Annotated in this window: 11 protein-coding genes; 6 read left to right on the top strand and 5 right to left on the bottom strand. The window is 69.0% G+C overall.

The window, feature by feature from the left end; translation table 11 throughout:
* Positions 1-4: 4 nt before the first annotated feature.
* Together rpsA and cmk are read right to left on the bottom strand one after the other, a co-directional pair.
* The gene (gene rpsA / locus RAB70_RS13015) at positions 5-1,684 is read right to left on the bottom strand and encodes a 30S ribosomal protein S1 (RefSeq protein ID WP_010342889.1); all 1,680 of its coding nucleotides are present in this window, start codon (positions 1,682-1,684) and stop codon (positions 5-7) included.
* A gap of 230 nt (positions 1,685-1,914) precedes the next feature.
* Positions 1,915-2,586 (bottom strand): (d)CMP kinase, encoded by a 672-nt coding sequence (gene cmk, locus RAB70_RS13010; RefSeq protein ID WP_017910699.1) that lies wholly within the window; start codon positions 2,584-2,586, stop codon positions 1,915-1,917.
* Between the two features lie 172 nt (positions 2,587-2,758).
* On the opposite strand from cmk, the gene ykgO reads away from it, so the two are divergent.
* The 5 genes from ykgO (at position 2,759) to RAB70_RS12985 (ending at position 7,012) form a co-directional block, all read left to right on the top strand.
* The gene (gene ykgO, locus RAB70_RS13005; protein WP_010342887.1) at positions 2,759-2,884 is read left to right on the top strand and encodes a type B 50S ribosomal protein L36; all 126 of its coding nucleotides are present in this window, start codon (positions 2,759-2,761) and stop codon (positions 2,882-2,884) included.
* 127 nt (positions 2,885-3,011) lie between these two features.
* Positions 3,012-3,341, top strand: a complete 330-nt coding sequence (locus tag RAB70_RS13000; protein WP_017913727.1) for a hypothetical protein — start codon at positions 3,012-3,014, stop codon at positions 3,339-3,341.
* Between the two features lie 168 nt (positions 3,342-3,509).
* Positions 3,510-4,547: an agmatine/peptidylarginine deiminase gene (locus RAB70_RS12995; protein ID WP_148829480.1), complete on the top strand. Its 1,038-nt coding sequence runs from the start codon at positions 3,510-3,512 to the stop codon at positions 4,545-4,547.
* Positions 4,548-4,688: 141 nt separating this feature from the next.
* Positions 4,689-5,573, top strand: coding sequence for a carbon-nitrogen hydrolase (locus tag RAB70_RS12990; protein ID WP_148829479.1), 885 nt, complete (start codon positions 4,689-4,691; stop codon positions 5,571-5,573).
* A gap of 146 nt (positions 5,574-5,719) precedes the next feature.
* Positions 5,720-7,012 (top strand): TraB/GumN family protein, encoded by a 1,293-nt coding sequence (locus tag RAB70_RS12985; protein ID WP_148829478.1) that lies wholly within the window; start codon positions 5,720-5,722, stop codon positions 7,010-7,012.
* Positions 7,013-7,144: 132 nt separating this feature from the next.
* Here RAB70_RS12985 and RAB70_RS12980 read toward each other — a convergent pair whose 3' ends face one another.
* The 3 genes from RAB70_RS12980 to RAB70_RS12970 are packed head-to-tail and all read right to left on the bottom strand — an operon-like array spanning position 7,145 to position 14,852.
* Entirely contained in the window at positions 7,145-10,231 is a 3,087-nt protein-coding gene (locus RAB70_RS12980) for an efflux RND transporter permease subunit (protein WP_148829477.1), read from the bottom strand.
* Complete coding sequence (locus tag RAB70_RS12975) at positions 10,228-13,734, bottom strand: efflux RND transporter permease subunit (protein ID WP_148829476.1); 3,507 nt, start codon at positions 13,732-13,734, stop codon at positions 10,228-10,230. The genes RAB70_RS12980 and RAB70_RS12975 overlap by 4 nt, the downstream gene beginning before the upstream one ends.
* Positions 13,734-14,852, bottom strand: a complete 1,119-nt coding sequence (locus RAB70_RS12970; protein WP_148829475.1) for an efflux RND transporter periplasmic adaptor subunit — start codon at positions 14,850-14,852, stop codon at positions 13,734-13,736. Before RAB70_RS12970 ends, RAB70_RS12975 begins: the two co-directional genes overlap by 1 nt.
* A 194-nt stretch (positions 14,853-15,046) precedes the next feature.
* Here RAB70_RS12970 and RAB70_RS12965 point away from each other — a divergent pair, with 194 nt between their 5' ends.
* The gene (locus RAB70_RS12965; protein WP_026143839.1) at positions 15,047-15,430 is read left to right on the top strand and encodes a cytochrome c; all 384 of its coding nucleotides are present in this window, start codon (positions 15,047-15,049) and stop codon (positions 15,428-15,430) included.
* The last annotated feature ends 6 nt before the right edge of the window (positions 15,431-15,436 follow it).

Below are 15,436 nucleotides of genomic sequence, written 5' to 3'. Positions count from 1 at the left end.
CGGATTACTCGGACTTGTTGCCGTTCAGCTGCGCACGCAGCAGCGCGCCCAGCTGGGTGGTGCCGCCCGACGCGGACTGGTATTCCTCCAGCACTTCGCGCATTTCGGCATCGTCCTTGGCCTTGATCGACAGCTGCAGGGTGCGGCCCTTGCGGTCCATGCCCACGAACTTGGCTTCGATCTTGTCACCGACCTTCAGGTGCTGGCTGGCGTCGTCGACGCGCTCGTTGGCGATGTCGCGCGCGGCGACGTAGCCTTCGATGCCGTCGGCCAGGTCGATGGTGGCGCCCTTGGCGTCCACTTCACGCACCACGCCCTCGACCTTCGAGCCCTTCGGGTTGGCGGCCATGTACTGGCCGAACGGATCCTGCTCCAGCTGCTTGACGCCCAGGCTGATGCGCTCGCGCTCCGGGTCCACCGCCAGCACCACGGCTTCCAGCGTGTCGCCCTTCTTGAAGTTGCGCACGATGTCTTCGCCGGTGGTGTTCCAGCTGATGTCGGACAGGTGCACCAGGCCGTCGATGCCGCCGTCCAGGCCGATGAAGATGCCGAAGTCGGTGATCGACTTGATCTGACCGGACACCTTGTCGTTCTTCTTGTGGGTGGCGGCGAAGGTCTCCCACGGATTGGCGGCGACCTGCTTCATGCCCAGCGAGATGCGGCGACGCTCTTCGTCCACGTCCAGCACCATCACTTCGACTTCGTCGCCGACCTGCACGACCTTGGACGGGTTGACGTTCTTGTTGGTCCAGTCCATCTCGGACACGTGCACCAGGCCTTCCACGCCCGGCTCGATCTCGACGAAAGCGCCGTAATCGGTGACGTTGGAGACCTTGCCGAACACGCGGCTGTTGGCCGGGTAACGGCGCGCGATGTTGTCCCACGGATCCTCGCCCAGCTGCTTCAGGCCGAGGCTGACGCGGTTACGCTCGCGATCGAACTTCAGCACGCGCACGTCCAGCTCGTCGCCGACGTTGACCACTTCGGACGGATGGCGCACGCGCTTCCAGGCCATGTCGGTGATGTGCAGCAGGCCGTCGATGCCGCCCAGGTCCACGAACGCGCCGTAGTCGGTCAGGTTCTTGACCACGCCCTTCAGGATCGCGCCTTCCTGCAGCTTGTCCATCAGCTGCTCGCGCTCTTCCGAGTGCTCGCTCTCGACCACCGCACGACGCGAGACCACCACGTTGTTGCGCTTGCGGTCCAGCTTGATCAGCTTGAACTCCAGTTCCTTGCCTTCCAGGTAGGCCGGGTCGCGCACCGGGCGCACATCCACCAGCGAACCGGGCAGGAACGCGCGGACATCCTTGATGTCCACGGTGAAACCACCCTTGACCTTGCCGCTGATGCGGCCGGTGATGGTCTCGTTCTTCTCCAACGCTTCTTCCAGCTCGTCCCACACCATGGCGCGCTTGGCCTTCTCGCGCGACAGCACGGTCTCGCCGAAGCCGTTCTCGAGCGAGTCGAGCGCGACCTTGACCAGGTCGCCTTCGGCGACGTCGATTTCGCCAGCGTCGTTACGGAACTGCTCGATCGGCACGATGCCTTCGGACTTCAGGCCGGCGTTGATCACCACCACGTCGCCGCGGACTTCCACGACGGTACCGGTGACGATGGCGCCGGGCTTCAGCTTGGCCAGGTTGGCTTGGCTGGCTTCGAACAGTTCGGCAAAAGATTCGGTCATTTGAAATTACTCTAGTGGACACACGGACAGGGCGTTTTCTTCTGGAAAACAGCGACTGTCCACCTGTTAGTCGGCCCGAACAGCGGCCGGGTGTGGAATGGAAAAACCGCAGCGCGGAATTGCGCAGCGGAGCCTTTGACGCTATCGGTGGAACATGGATGTTGCGGGTGTAACGAGGAACCGGTGGCGTGCATGACGCCACCAAACTGCTGCCCTGCCCTGCGTGCCGCTCAGACCGGCAGCAACTGCAGGACGCGGCCCACCACCTGGTCGATGTCCATGCCGGTGGTATCGAGGAGGACGGCATCGTCTGCCGGCCTCAGCGGGGCCACCGCGCGTTGCGCATCGCGTGCGTCGCGGGCCATGATCTCGCGCAGCAGGTCGTCGAATATAACCGAAACCCCTTTTTCCTTCAACTGCTTATGCCGGCGCTGGGCGCGCTCCTCGGCGCTGGCGGTCAGGAACACCTTGTACGGGGCGTCCGGAAAAATCACCGTCCCCATGTCGCGGCCGTCGGCGACCAGCCCCGGCGGGGTGCGGAAGGCGCGCTGGCGCTGTTTCAGCGCCGCACGCACCTCGGGGATGGCGGCGATCGCCGAGGCCACCGCACCGGTGGTCTCCAGGCGCAGCTCGTCGGTGGCATCGGCGCCGTTGATCCGCACCCGCAGGCCGCCATCGGCGACCTCGTCGAAATCCACTCGGGTGTCGAACGTGCAGCGCACCAGGGCGGCGGCGTCGGAAATGTCCAGATTGGCCCAGCTGGCCGCCACCCCGACCGCCCGGTACAGCGCACCCGAATCCAGGTAATGCCAGCCCAGGCGGGCGGCGACGATGCGGCTGACGGTGCCTTTGCCGGCCCCGGAAGGGCCATCGATGGTCAGGACGGGAGCGGGCTCGTTCATGCGGTTCCTCGGACGGGGGGCGGCGCATTGTAGCGCCGACGCCGGCCGGGCTGGCGCAAGCAGTTGAAACCATGAAGAAAACCAGGCTACAATCGCCGGCTTACTGATCCCGCGCCATGGTTTCGGCCGTGCCGCCCTCCTTCGAATCCACAAGTTTACGCCGAGGTGTGCCATGAAAGTCCTGTCCTCCCTGAAGTCGGCGAAGGCCCGTCACCGCGACTGCAAGGTGGTCCGCCGCCGCGGTAAGGTCTTCGTGATCTGCAAGTCCAATCCCCGTTTCAAGGCGCGTCAGCGCTGATCCGACCCGGCCTGCCCTGCCGCGCCGCGCGCAGCGGTGGCCGGTCGTCGACGAAAGCCGCCTTCGGGCGGTTTTTTGTTATCGAAGTTTGCTGTAATCGGCGTTCGTCCTCTGGGGAGTACACGTGATGAAGCATCGTCTGTCCGTCCTGCCGCTGCTGGCCGTGTTGGGCCTGGCCGGCGGCGCCCACGCCGAGACCCTGCTGGTCGACCGGGTCAAGGAAGAGCCCGCCGCGGCGCTGCCGACCCGCGGCCTGAGCATGGCCCAGGTGCAGGCGCGCTACGGCGCACCGCAGCAGAAACTGGAGCCGCGTGGCGGCCAGAAGCGGCAATGGCCGACCATCAACCGCTGGGTCTATCCGGCCTTCACCGTGTACTTCGAGAAACAGAAGGTGGTGGACGTGGTCGCCAACAAGGCCGACGCCAACGAGATCGGCCCGAAACCCGCGATCCGCTGACGCCGCCCCTGCACCCGGTCGCGCGTGCGCCTGGCCGAGCACCCCAGCACTGCCGCGTCGCGGTCGCCCAGCCGCGGCGCGGCGCAAAGCTCCCGCGCCCCGTCGGTGCGGGATACGAACGACACACACCCTGGCGCGATGCCGGGCACAACCTGAGTAGTGGTCGCAATGACTGATCGTCTTCGCCTTCCCGCGGAATGGGAGCCCCAGTCCGCCATCCTGATCGCCTGGCCGCATGCCGGCACCGACTGGGCCGAGCGCCTGGCCGAGGTCGAGGAAACCTACATCGCCCTGGTCGCGGCGATCGTGCGCTTCCAGCGGGTGCTGATCTGCGTGACCGACGCCGACCTGCAGATCTACGCCGAGGCGCGCTTACGCTCGGCGCGGGTGGACATGCAGCGGGTGCGCTTCGTCGAGGCCGAGTACGACGACACCTGGCTGCGCGATTCCGGCCCGATCACCCTGGCGCGCGCCGGCGGCGGCTTCCAACTGCTGGACTTCCGCTTCACCGGCTGGGGCGGCAAGTTCCAGGCCAGTCGTGACGACCAGTTGGTGAGCGTGCTGGCCGAGCAGGGCCTGTTCGCCGACAGCGACGTGCGCCGCATCGACTTCGCCCTGGAAGGCGGCGCCATCGACTGCGATGGCGCCGGCACCCTGCTGACCACCTGGCAGTGCCTGCACGAGCGCCACCCGCAGCGCAGCCGCGAATCGCTCAGCCACGACCTGGCCGACTGGCTGGCGCAGCAGCGCGTGCTGTGGCTGGACCACGGCTACCTGGAAGGCGACGACACCGACGCGCACATCGACACCCTCGCCCGCTTCGCCGGGACCGATGCGATCGTCTACCAGGCCTGCGACGACGCCGGCGATTCGCACTACGCCGAGCTGCAGGCGATGGGCGCCGAACTGGCCGCATTGCGTACCGCCGAGGGCGCGCCCTATCGCCTGTTCCCGCTGCCGTGGGCGCAGCCGGTGATCGATCAGGGCCGGCGCCTGGCCGCGTCCTACGCCAACTTCCTGATCGTCAACGGCGCGGTGCTGATGCCGGCCTACGGCGACGCGGCCGATGCGCAGGCGCAGGCGGTGATGGCGCAGGCCTTCCAGCAGCACGAGATCGTGCCGATCCCCTGCCGCGCGCTGATCTGGCAGAACGGCAGCCTGCACTGCATCACCATGCAGCTGCCGGCCGGACTGCTGGCGGACTGAACCGCCGCGCCTGCGCCGCACGCCGGCGCAGCACCGAGCACCCGCGCCGCCGCCACGCGTGGCGCGGGATTCATCTCCCCGGAACCTGCCGCGCGGCCATCCGCGCTACCATGCCGGTTTACCGCGAACCTTGATTCCGCAATGAGCCGAAACACTCTTTCCGTCGCGCTGATCCAGGAGCGCAACCACGGCGACGCCGCGGCGAACCTGGCAGCGATCGAATCGCGTGTGGCCGAGGCCGCCGCGCAGGGCGCGCAGCTGGTGCTGCTGCAGGAACTGCACAACGGCGCGTACTTCTGCCAGCACGAATCGGTGGACGAATTCGACCTGGCCGAGCCGATTCCCGGCCCCAGCACCGAGCGCCTGGGCGCGCTGGCCAAGCGCCATGGCGTGGTCCTGGTCGGCTCGCTGTTCGAGCGCCGCGCCGCCGGGCTGTACCACAACACCGCGGCGGTGTTCGAAAAGGACGGCAGCCTGCTGGGTAAGTACCGCAAGATGCACATCCCCGACGATCCGGGTTTCTACGAGAAGTTCTACTTCACCCCGGGCGATCTGGGCTTCACCCCGATCCAGACCTCGGTCGGCCGCCTCGGCGTACTGGTGTGCTGGGACCAGTGGTATCCGGAAGCGGCGCGGCTGATGGCCCTGGCCGGCGCCGAACTGCTGCTGTATCCGACTGCGATCGGCTGGGACCCCAGCGACGAACAGGCCGAGCAGGAACGCCAGCGCGATGCCTGGATCCTCAGCCATCGTGGTCATGCGGTGGCCAACGGCGTACCGGTGCTGAGCTGCAACCGGGTCGGCCACGAGCCGTCGCCGCTGGGCGCGTCGGGCATCCAGTTCTGGGGCAACAGCCACGTGCTCGGGCCGCAGGGCGAGTTCATCGCCGAGGCCGGTGGCGAGCCGACCGTGCTGGTCTGCGACGTCGACCTGCAGCGCAGCGAGCACGTGCGGCGGATCTGGCCGTTCCTGCGCGACCGCCGCATCGATGCCTACGGCGACCTGCTGAAGCGCTACATCGACTGACCCGCAGCGCCGTGCCGGGTCTTTGCTAATGCTGCGCCGTTGACTGCGGCGCGGCGCGACCCGGCCGCAGGCGCCCATGCCGATCGCGGCCGATGCCCTCACACCCCCATGCCCGCTGAGCCCCGGCGCTGCCGAGGCGCCCTCCGATGAGTGATGGAATGAACGAACTTTCCCAGGCCGACGGCGACGATGCGCTGTTCGACGGCCAGCCGTACCGCATCGTCGAACGCGATGGCATCCGCTACACCCTGCTCGGCACCGCGCACGTGTCCCTGGCCAGCGTCGCCGCGGTGGAACGGGCGATCGGCAGCGGCCGTTTCGATGCGGTGGCGGTGGAGCTGGATCCGCAACGCCTGCAGGCGCTGACCGACCCGGACGCACTGACCAAGCTGGACCTGGTGCAGGTGATCCGCAAGGGCCGCGTGGCCCTGTTCGCCGCCAACCTGGCGCTGGCCGCCTACCAGCGGCGCCTGGCCGAGCAACTGGGCATCGAGCCCGGCGCCGAACTCAAGCGCGCAGTCCTGCTGGCGCGCGAACGGCAGTTGCCGGTGTACCTGATCGATCGCGAAGTCGGCCTGACCTTCAAGCGCGCCTCCAGCCGGCTCGGCTTCTTCGGCAAGCTGAAGCTGGCCAGCGGCCTGCTCGGCGGCTTGTTCGCGTCCGACGAGGTCGGCGAGGCGGAGATCGAGAAGCTCAAGCAGGGCGACATGCTCGAAGCCAGCTTCGGCGATTTCGCCAGCGAGAGCCCGGCGCTGTACGACACCATCATCGCCGAGCGCGACCGCTACATGGCCACGCGCCTGCGCGAGGAACAGGCGCAACAGCGCGCGCTGCCGCTGGCCGGCAATGCCGAACCGCTGGATGGCGCCCCCGGTGCCGGCGTGCGCGACGTGCTGGCGGTGGTCGGCGCGGGCCACCTGGCCGGCCTGGCGCGGCACCTGCAGGGCGACCAGGACGACCCGGCGACGCTGCGCAAGGCGCTGGAAGAGGTGCAGACCAAGAAGAAGGTGCCGTGGATCACCCTGACCCTGACCGCGCTGGTGCTGGGCGGCGTGGCCTGGGGCTACTGGCACGGCGGCTTCGCCCTGGGCACCGACCTGCTGCTGCAGTGGGTGCTGTTCACCGGCGGCCTGGCCGGGCTGGGCTGCATCCTGGCCGGCGGGCATCCGCTGAGCGTGATCGCCGGCGCCATCGCCGCGCCGCTGAAGCCGTTCCGCCCGGGCGTGCCGGCCGGGGCGTTCAGCGCCCTCGTCGAAGTGCACATGCGCAAGCCGGCCTATGGCGATTTCCTGGCGCTGCGCGACGATGCGCAGAACCTGCGCGGCTGGTACCGCAACCGCGTCTCGCGGGTGGTGCTGACCTTCCTGCTGACCAACCTGGGCAGCATGCTCGGCGTGTGGCTGGCCGGCTTCCGCATCTTCGGCAAGCTGGCGGGTTGAGTACCCGCCGCGCGGCGGCGGCAACTGTCACCGCGCGGGTTCGCCTTTGTGGGAGGGGCTTCAGCCCCGACGACTCAGCAGTACGGCGTCGGGGGCTGAAGCCCCTCCCACAGGTCGTCTGAAGCCTCCGGATCAGGACACCATCTGCGCGGCCATGCCGCGACGCCCACGCGCGCGCCGCACCAGGTTGGCCACGCCGTTGCTGAGATCGTCCAGGACCGCGTAGATGGTCGGCAGGAACAGTAGGCTGACCACGGTCGAGAACGCCAGGCCGCCGGCGATGGCGCGCGCCATCGGGTAGTAGGCCGGGCCGTCGCCGAACATCTGCGTGGTGGTCAGCGAGATCGGCACCATCGCCAGGATCGCCGTGCCCATGGTCATCATGATCGGGCGAAGGCGCTCGCGCGAGCCTTCGATCAGCGCCTCGGTGCGGCCCAGCCCACGCCGGCGCAGGTTGTTGATGTGCTCGATCATCACGATGCCGTTGTTCACCACCACGCCCATCAGCACCAGGATGCCGATGAAGGCCATGATCCCGAAGCTGGTGCCGGTGATCCAGAACAGCCAGAACACGCCGAACACCGAGAACAGCACGCCGCTCATGATTGCCACCGGGAACAGCAGCGATTCGAACATCGCGGCCATGACCACGTAGATCATCACCAGCGCGATCAGCAGGTTGAACAGCATCTGCTTGCTGGCCTGGTCGTCGTCCTGGCCGTCCGCGCCGTCGAAGCTGTAGCGGTAGCCGACCGGGAAGCTGACTGCGTTGAGGGTGTCCTCGATCGCCTGCCTGGCTTCCGGCGCGGTGACCTTGGCGCCGAGGTTGGCGGTGATGGTCAGCGTGGTCTGCCGGTTGGTGCGGGCGATCTGGGTCGCGGCGGCGCGCGGCTGCGTCTCGACCAGGCTCAGCAGCGGCACGCTGCGCCCGTCCTGGGTGCGCACGTTGAAGCTGTCCAGGTCTTCCGGCGAGGTCTGCTCGGCACCGGCGAAGCGCACCCACACCGGCACCTCGTTGTCGCCGTGGCGGAACTCGCGCAGCGACGCGCCGCGCAGCGCCAGGCCGACGAAGCTGGCGACCTGCTCGGCGCTGAAGCCGAACGCGGCGGCGCGCTCGCGGTCCACCCGCACCGCCAGTTCGGCGCTGCGATCGCCGCTGTCCACGCGCACGTCGCGCAGCTCCTTGCGCCGCGCCAGCAGCGGCACCACGTCGTCGGCGAGCGCGCGTAGCGCCTCGGTGGAATCGCCGACCAGTTGCACCTGCACGGTCTGCCCGCCGCCGTTGCCGCCATCGCCGCCGTTGCTGTTGCCGACGTGGAAACCCACCCGCGCCGAGCGCGGCAGTTCCTTGCGGATGCGTTCCATCAGCGTGGGCAGGTCGCGGACCTGCTTCAGATCGACGGTCAGCGTGGTGCTGCTGCCCTCCTCCTCGCTGAACCAGGAATACACCTGGGTCACGTGGTACTGCGCGCGGCGCGCGTCGATGAAGCGTTCCAGCCGGGTCACTTCCTCGGCCATCTGCTCGCGCGTGTAGGCGCCCTTCCATTGGTAGCCGATGAAGACCTGCTCGCCGCCGTCGCCGCCGAACATGTCCTTCTTGGTCTGCAGCATCGGGATCACGCTCAGCGCGCTGATCAGCAGGATCGCGCACACGCTCCAGCCGCGGTGCGCCAGCGACCAGGCCAGCACCCGCGCGTAGCGGCGCTGCAGGCGCGGGATCAGCCCATGCGGGGAATGCAGCAGCGCCGGGGTGCGCATGCGCGCCGACAGCATCGGGATCAGGCTCACCGCCACCAGCCACGACGCCAGCAGCGACACCGAGATGGTGATGGCGATCTGCGACATGAAAATGCTGATGTTGTTGGTCTCGCCGAACAGGTTCGGCAAGAACACGATGCAGTGGCACAGGGTGCCGGCCGACAGCGCGATGGCGACATTGCGGGTGCCGAGGATGGAAGCGCGCTGCGGCTGGTCGGGCATGCGCTCGCGCTCCTGGTAGATGCTCTCCACCACCACCACCGCGTTGTCCACCAGCATGCCCACCGCCAGCAGCAGGCCCATCATGGTCAGGATGTTGAGGGTGACCCCGGCGAAGTACATGAAACCCAGGGTGATCGCGAAGCAGATCGGGATCGCCAGGGTCACCATCAGTGTCGATGGCCAGTGGCGCAGGAAGAAGAACAGCACCGTCACCGACAGCAGCAGGCCGACCGCGCCGGCTTCGGCCAGCTCCGCCAGCGACGAGGTCACCGCCTTGCCCTGGTTGTCGATGACCTTGATCTGCACGTCGCTCAGCGCCGGCTGCTTGCGGATCTGCTCGACCTCGGCCAGCACCGCGCGCGAGACCTCGACCAGATTCGCGCTGCGCTCCTTGAACACGTCCAGGCCCACCGCCGGGCGCCCGTCCAGGCGCCGCCCGTAGCTCATCCGGGTCGGTTTCAGCCGCACCTCGGCGATGTCGCCCAGGCGCAGGCCCTTGGCGTCGATGACCAGGTCGCGCAGCTCCTGCAGGTCGCGCAGTTCGCCGACCGGCTGCACCCGCAGGCGCTGGCCGTTGTCGTCGATCTGCCCGGCCGACAGCGAGAAGTTGAGCTTGCCCAGACGCTCGCTGAGCTGGTTGAGGCTGAGGTTGTGCGCGCTGAGCCGGTCCGGGGCGATGGCGATCTCGACCTCGTTCGGCGGCGCGCCGGACACCGACACCTTGGCCACCCCGGGAATGCGCTCCAGGCGGCGCTTGAACTCGCGGTCGAGCATGTCGTACGCGCCGGTCAGGTCGGCTGCGCCGGCCAGGCGCACCTTCAGTACCGGCTGGTCGCTGCTGGACCACTTGAACACGTTGTAGCGCCGCAGGTCGGCCGGCAGGTCGGCGCGGATCGCGTCGATACGCTCGCGCGCATCGGAGGCGGCGATGGCGATGTCGCGGTCCCAGTCGGAGAACTCGATGAAGATGTTGGCGCCGTCGGCGGTGGCGGTCGAGCGCATGCGCTTGATCCCAGTCATCGTCGCCAGCGCTTCCTCGGTCGGCCGCACCAGGTTGCGCTCGACCTCGTCCGGGGTCGAGCCGGTGTACGGCAGCTGCACGAACAGGAACGGCGCGGAGATGTCCGGCAAGGCCTCCAGCGGCAGGCGGAAGGCGGCGATCAGCCCGACCACCACCAGCGACACGAAGCACATGATGGTGGTGACCGGACGGCGGATGCTGAACTCGGCGACGCTCATGCCGGCGCGCCCTCGCCGTCCTGCAGGCGCCGCTCGCCGTTTTCACGTTGCCGCGCACGTCGCCCGCGTTCGGCGTAGTACGCGTCGGCGCGGCGGTCCAGGCGGTCGTAGACCACCGGGATCACCAGCAGGGTCAGCAACGTGGACACCAGCAGCCCGCCGATCACGGTGATCGCCATCGGCGCGCGCACCTCGGCGCCCTCGCCGCTGGCGATCGCCAGCGGCAGGAAGCCGAACAGCGTGCACAGCGTGGTCATCACGATCGGCCGCAACCGCGAGCGTGCGCCTTCGATCAGCGCCGCGCGCTTGGCCACGCCCTCCTCGCGCAACTGGTTGACCTTGTCGATCAGGATGATCGCGTTCTTGGTCACCAGGCCCACCAGCAGGATCAGGCCGATGAACACCACCACCGACACCGGCTTGCCGGTCAGCAGCAGCGCCAGCACCGCGCCGACCAGCGCCAGCGGGATGGTGAACAGGATGACGAACGGGTGCAGCAGCGACTCGAACTGCGAGGCCATCACCAGGTACACCAGGAACACCGCCAGACCGAACGCGAACAGCAGCGAGCGCGCCGACTGCGCCAGTTCCTCGCCCTGCCCGCCGATGTGCATGCCGACGCCGGCGCCGAGCGGGTCGCGCGCCACCATCTCGCCCACCTCGCGCACCGCCGTACCCAGGTCGATGTCGCGCAGATTGGCCGAGACGATCGCCACACGGATCTGGTCGGCGCGGTGGATCTCGCTGGGGCCGGTGGTGGCGACCACGTCGGCGACCGCGTCCAGGGTCACCGGCCGGCTGCTGCCCGGATTGACGATCAGCCGGCGGATGCTGTCGACGCTGGCGCGGTCGCTCTGCTGCGCGCGCACCAGCACGTCGATCTTGCGGTCGCGGAAGCTGTAGCGGGTGGCGACGTCGCCGCGCACCTTCTTCACCACCACGTCGGCGATCTGCCGCGTGGTCAGTCCCAACGCGCCGGCACGCTCCTGGTCGAAGCGGATCTGGATCTCCGGGAAGCCCTCCTCCACCGTGGATTTGACGTCGGCGAAGTGGCCGTTGCCGCGCAGCAGCGCCGCCAGCTTCTGCCCGGCGTGCTGGATGGTCTGCAGGTCCTGGCCGCGCAGTTCGATCTCCAGCGGCGTGGAGAAACTGAACAGCTCCGGCCGGCTGAAACCGACCTGCACGCCCGGATGGTTGCGCATCGTCGCGCGCATGCGCTCGCTCTGCTGCGCCTCGAACTGCGCGCTGCCGCCGCCGGCCATGGCAATGGTCAGCTTGCCGATGTTCTCGCCGCTCTCGGTGGGGTTGGCGTCGAGCCGGGTGCCGCTGCCGCTGACCCCGTACAGCGCCTGCACGCCCGCGTCCTTGCCGTGCACCTCCTGCAGTTCGCGCACCAGCGCATCGGTCTGCCGCAGCGGCGTGCCGGCCGGCAGCTTCACCGTCATCTCGAAACGATCCTGCGCCAGCTGCGGGATCAGGTCGGCGCCCAGCAGCGGCGCCACCGCCAGGGTCGCGGCGAAGGCCAGCGCCGCCAGTCCCAGCACCCAGCCCGGACGCGCCAGCGCGCCGGGCAGCAGCCGCAGGTAGCCGCGCTCGGCCAGCGCGTACGGCGCCATCGCCAGGGCGCTGGCCTTGCGCATCACCGGGGCGACCACCGCCACCGCACCGCGCCACAGCCGCACGCACAGCCAGGCCGCGCCGAAGAACACGCCGCGCACCACCGCACCTGCGCCGCGCCGGCTCCAGGCCAGCGGCTTCAGCCAGCCGCGCCGCGGCTGCCAGTGCGGCGGCGCCGGTTCGACCGGGAACGCCAGCGGCGCACGGCCCTTCAGCGAGCTGAGCATCGGGATCAGGGTCATCGACACCACCAGCGAGATCGCGATGGCGATCGCCACGGTCAGCGCCTGGTCGCGGAACAGTTGCCCGGCCACGCCTTCCACGAACACCAGCGGCAGGAACACTGCGATCGTGGTCAGGGTCGAGGCGACCACCGCCATGCCCACCTCGCGGGTGCCGACGATCGCCGCATCGAGCACGCTCAGCCCGCGCTCGCGCGCCTTGGCGATGCTTTCCAGCACCACGATCGAATCGTCCACCACCAGGCCGGTGGCCAGCGCCAGCCCGCCCAGCGACATCACGTTGAGGCTCAGGCCGAGCCGATCCATGAAGAAGAACGTGGTCACGATCGACACCGGCAGCGACAGCCCGATCACGAACGTGCTCCAGCCGTCGCGCAGGAACAGGAAGATGATCAGGATCGCCAGCAGGCCGCCGATCACCGCATCCTTCTTGACGTCGCCGATGGCGTGTTCGATGAAGCGCGACTGGTCTTCCAGCGTGGTCAGCTCGGCGTCGGCGGGAATCTGCGCCTGCAGTTGTTCCAGGCGCTTGCGCAGCGCCGCCGCGGTGGCCACGGTGTTGGCGTCGCCTTCCTTGTAGATGGCCAGTTCCACCGCCTCCTTACCGCCCAGGCGGATGATCGCCTCGCGCTCCTTGTAGCCCTGCCGCACCTGCGCCACGTCCTTGAGTCGGATCGGCATGCCGCCGGCGACGGTGGTGGTCGTGCTGGACGTCGCGCTCTGCGCCGCCGAGGCCGCCGCGATCGCGGCTTCCGAGCCGGTGGAGGCGGCGATCGCATACATCTGCTGCAGGGCAGCGTCGGCCGCGTTGCCGCCGGCGCCCTGGGTGGTCAGCAACAGGTTGCGAATCTCGTCCAGGTCGGCGAACTGGTTGACCGTGCGCACCAGGTAGCGCTGCGTCCCCTGCTCCAGGCGTCCGCCGGAGAGATTGACGTTCTCGTCCTTGAGCCGCGCGATCACCGTGTCGATCGGCATGTTGAGCTGCGCCAGCCGCTGCTGGTCGATGTCGACCTGGATCTCGTCCTCCAGCCCACCGCCGACCTTGACCGCGGCCACGCCCGCCACCGGCTCCAGCTTCTTCTTCAGGTCCTCGTCGGCGTAGCGACGCAACTGGGTCAGCGCGCGCACCGCCTCGGCGTCGCTGTGCGCGGCGGTCTTGCTCGACAGCACCAGGCGCATGATCGGTTGGGTGGACGGATTGAAGCGCAGCAGCACCGGCGCCTTGGCCTCCAGCGGCAGCGACAGCGCCTCCATCTTGTCGCGCACCTCCAGGCTGGCCTGGTCCATGTTGGTGCCCCAGGCGAACTCCAGCACCACGTCGCTCTGCCCGGTGCGCGAGACCGACTTGAGCTTGCGCAGGTTCTTGACCACGCCGACGGCTTCTTCGACCGGCTCGGTCACCAGCGTCTCGATCTCCGACGGCGCGGCGCCGGCGTACTCAGTGCGCACGGTCAGGGTCGGATAGCTCAGGTCCGGCAGCAGGTTGACCTTGAGCCCGTGCAGCGCGATCGCGCCGAACAGCAGCATGGTCAGCGTGATCATCGCGATGGTCACGCGGCGGCGGGTGGCGAACTCGACCAGGCCGCCGCCGTGCGCGGTGGCGGGCGCAGGCGGTGCGTGCGCGTCGGAATCGGCGCCGTGCATCAGCGCGCTCCGGCGGTGGTGGCCGGGGCGGCGTCGGCAACCTCGCGCTGCGGCGCGATCACCTGCACGCGGCTGCCGTCGCGCAGCGCGACCTTGCCGGCGGTGACCACCTGGTCGCCGGCCTGCAGGCCCTGGCGGATCTCCACCCACGGCCCTTCCGCATAGCCCAGCGTCACCGGCACCCGCGCGACCTTGCCGGCGACCACGCGGAACACCGCCGGCTCGCCGTCGTCGAGCAGCGCCAGCCGTGGCACCACCAGCGCATCGGCGCGCTGGTCGTAATCGATGCGGATGCGGCCGAACATGCCCGGCTGCAGCGCCTCCGCCCCTTCGTCGAAGGCGCAGACCACGCGGAAGGTGCCGCTGCCGGCATCCACCACCGGCGCGATGCGGTCGACCCGGCCGCGGAACTGCTTGCCCGGCAGCGCGTCGGCCAGCAGGGTCACCGGCTGCCCGGTCTTGAGCGTGGCCAGTTCGCGCTCGGGCACGTTGAGCGTGGCCTCCAGCCGCGAGTCGTCGACGATGCGGAAGATCGGCGTATTGATCTGCACGAAGTTGCCGGTCTTGATCGAACGCGAGGCGATCACCCCGGAGATCGGCGCCACCACCGTGGCATAGGACAGCTCCAGCGCGGCCAACTGGTGTTGCGCGCGCACGTTGGCCAGGTCGTACTTGATCTGGTCGACGTCGGCGGCGCTGACCAGTTGCTGGCCCACCAGCTGCTGCGAGCGGCGGTAGTTGTTCTCCAGCTTGCGCAGCTGCGCCTCGCTCTGCGCCAACGCCAGCCGCGCACGGTCCGGGTCCAGGCGCACCAGCGGCTGCCCGGCGCGCACCTGCTGGCCTTCCTCGGCCAGCACCGCCAGGGCCACGCCGGAGGTCTTGGCCACCACCTGCGATTCGGCGCGCGCCTCCAGCGCCGCGGTGCCGCTGTAGCTGGCCGCCACCGCACGGCGGCTGGCCGCCGCCACCTCCACCGGCACCGCCTCCGGCGCCTTCTCGCTGTCGGCGGCCTTGGCCTTGGCCTCCGCCGCCGGCTTGCAGGCGCTCAGCAGCAGCGTGGTGGTGACCAACAGCGCGGCAGCGCAAGTGGCAGTGCGGCGCGTGAGCGGTCGCGTCATCGTCGTGTCCTTGGTGGATGGCGTGAATGGTGTTGTAGATAAGTAGATCACCAATCGACGTCGTGCCGAATGCCCCAAAGGTCACGGGTCGTCCACCGCCGCCAGTTTCGGAGCCGCGAAAGGTGAGGCTATACTCGGGCCGTTCCGTGTTCCCCCACGCCGGAACCCCAATCCGTCCTCCGGACCACGAAACCATGCGCACGCAGCCGCTAGCCGCTTGTTTTGCTCTGGCCGTACTCGTTTCTGTTGGGGCCGCCCCGGCGATGGCGCAGACCGCGCCGGCGCCCGCCGCTCCCGCTGCCGCAGCCGCGGCACCTGCGCCTGTTCAGGGCAACGCGGCCAACGGCCGGGTGCTCACCTACACCTGCCAGGGCTGCCACGGCGTCACCGGCTACAAGAACGCCTATCCCAGCTACCGCATCCCCAAGATCGGCGGGCAGTCGGCGCAGTACCTGACCCAGGCGCTGACCGAATACCGGCTCGGCAAGCGCAAGCATCCGACCATGCAGGCCCAGGCGGAAAGCTTCTCCGACCAGGAGATCGCCGACATCGCCGCTTTCCTGTCCACCCTCAAGTAGGCCTCC

The sequence above is a fragment of the Xanthomonas sontii genome, assembly GCF_040529055.1.
Taxonomy (GTDB): domain Bacteria; phylum Pseudomonadota; class Gammaproteobacteria; order Xanthomonadales; family Xanthomonadaceae; genus Xanthomonas_A; species Xanthomonas_A sontii.
Note: the sequence above shows the minus strand (reverse complement) of the source record. Positions and strands in the feature narration are given on the sequence as shown.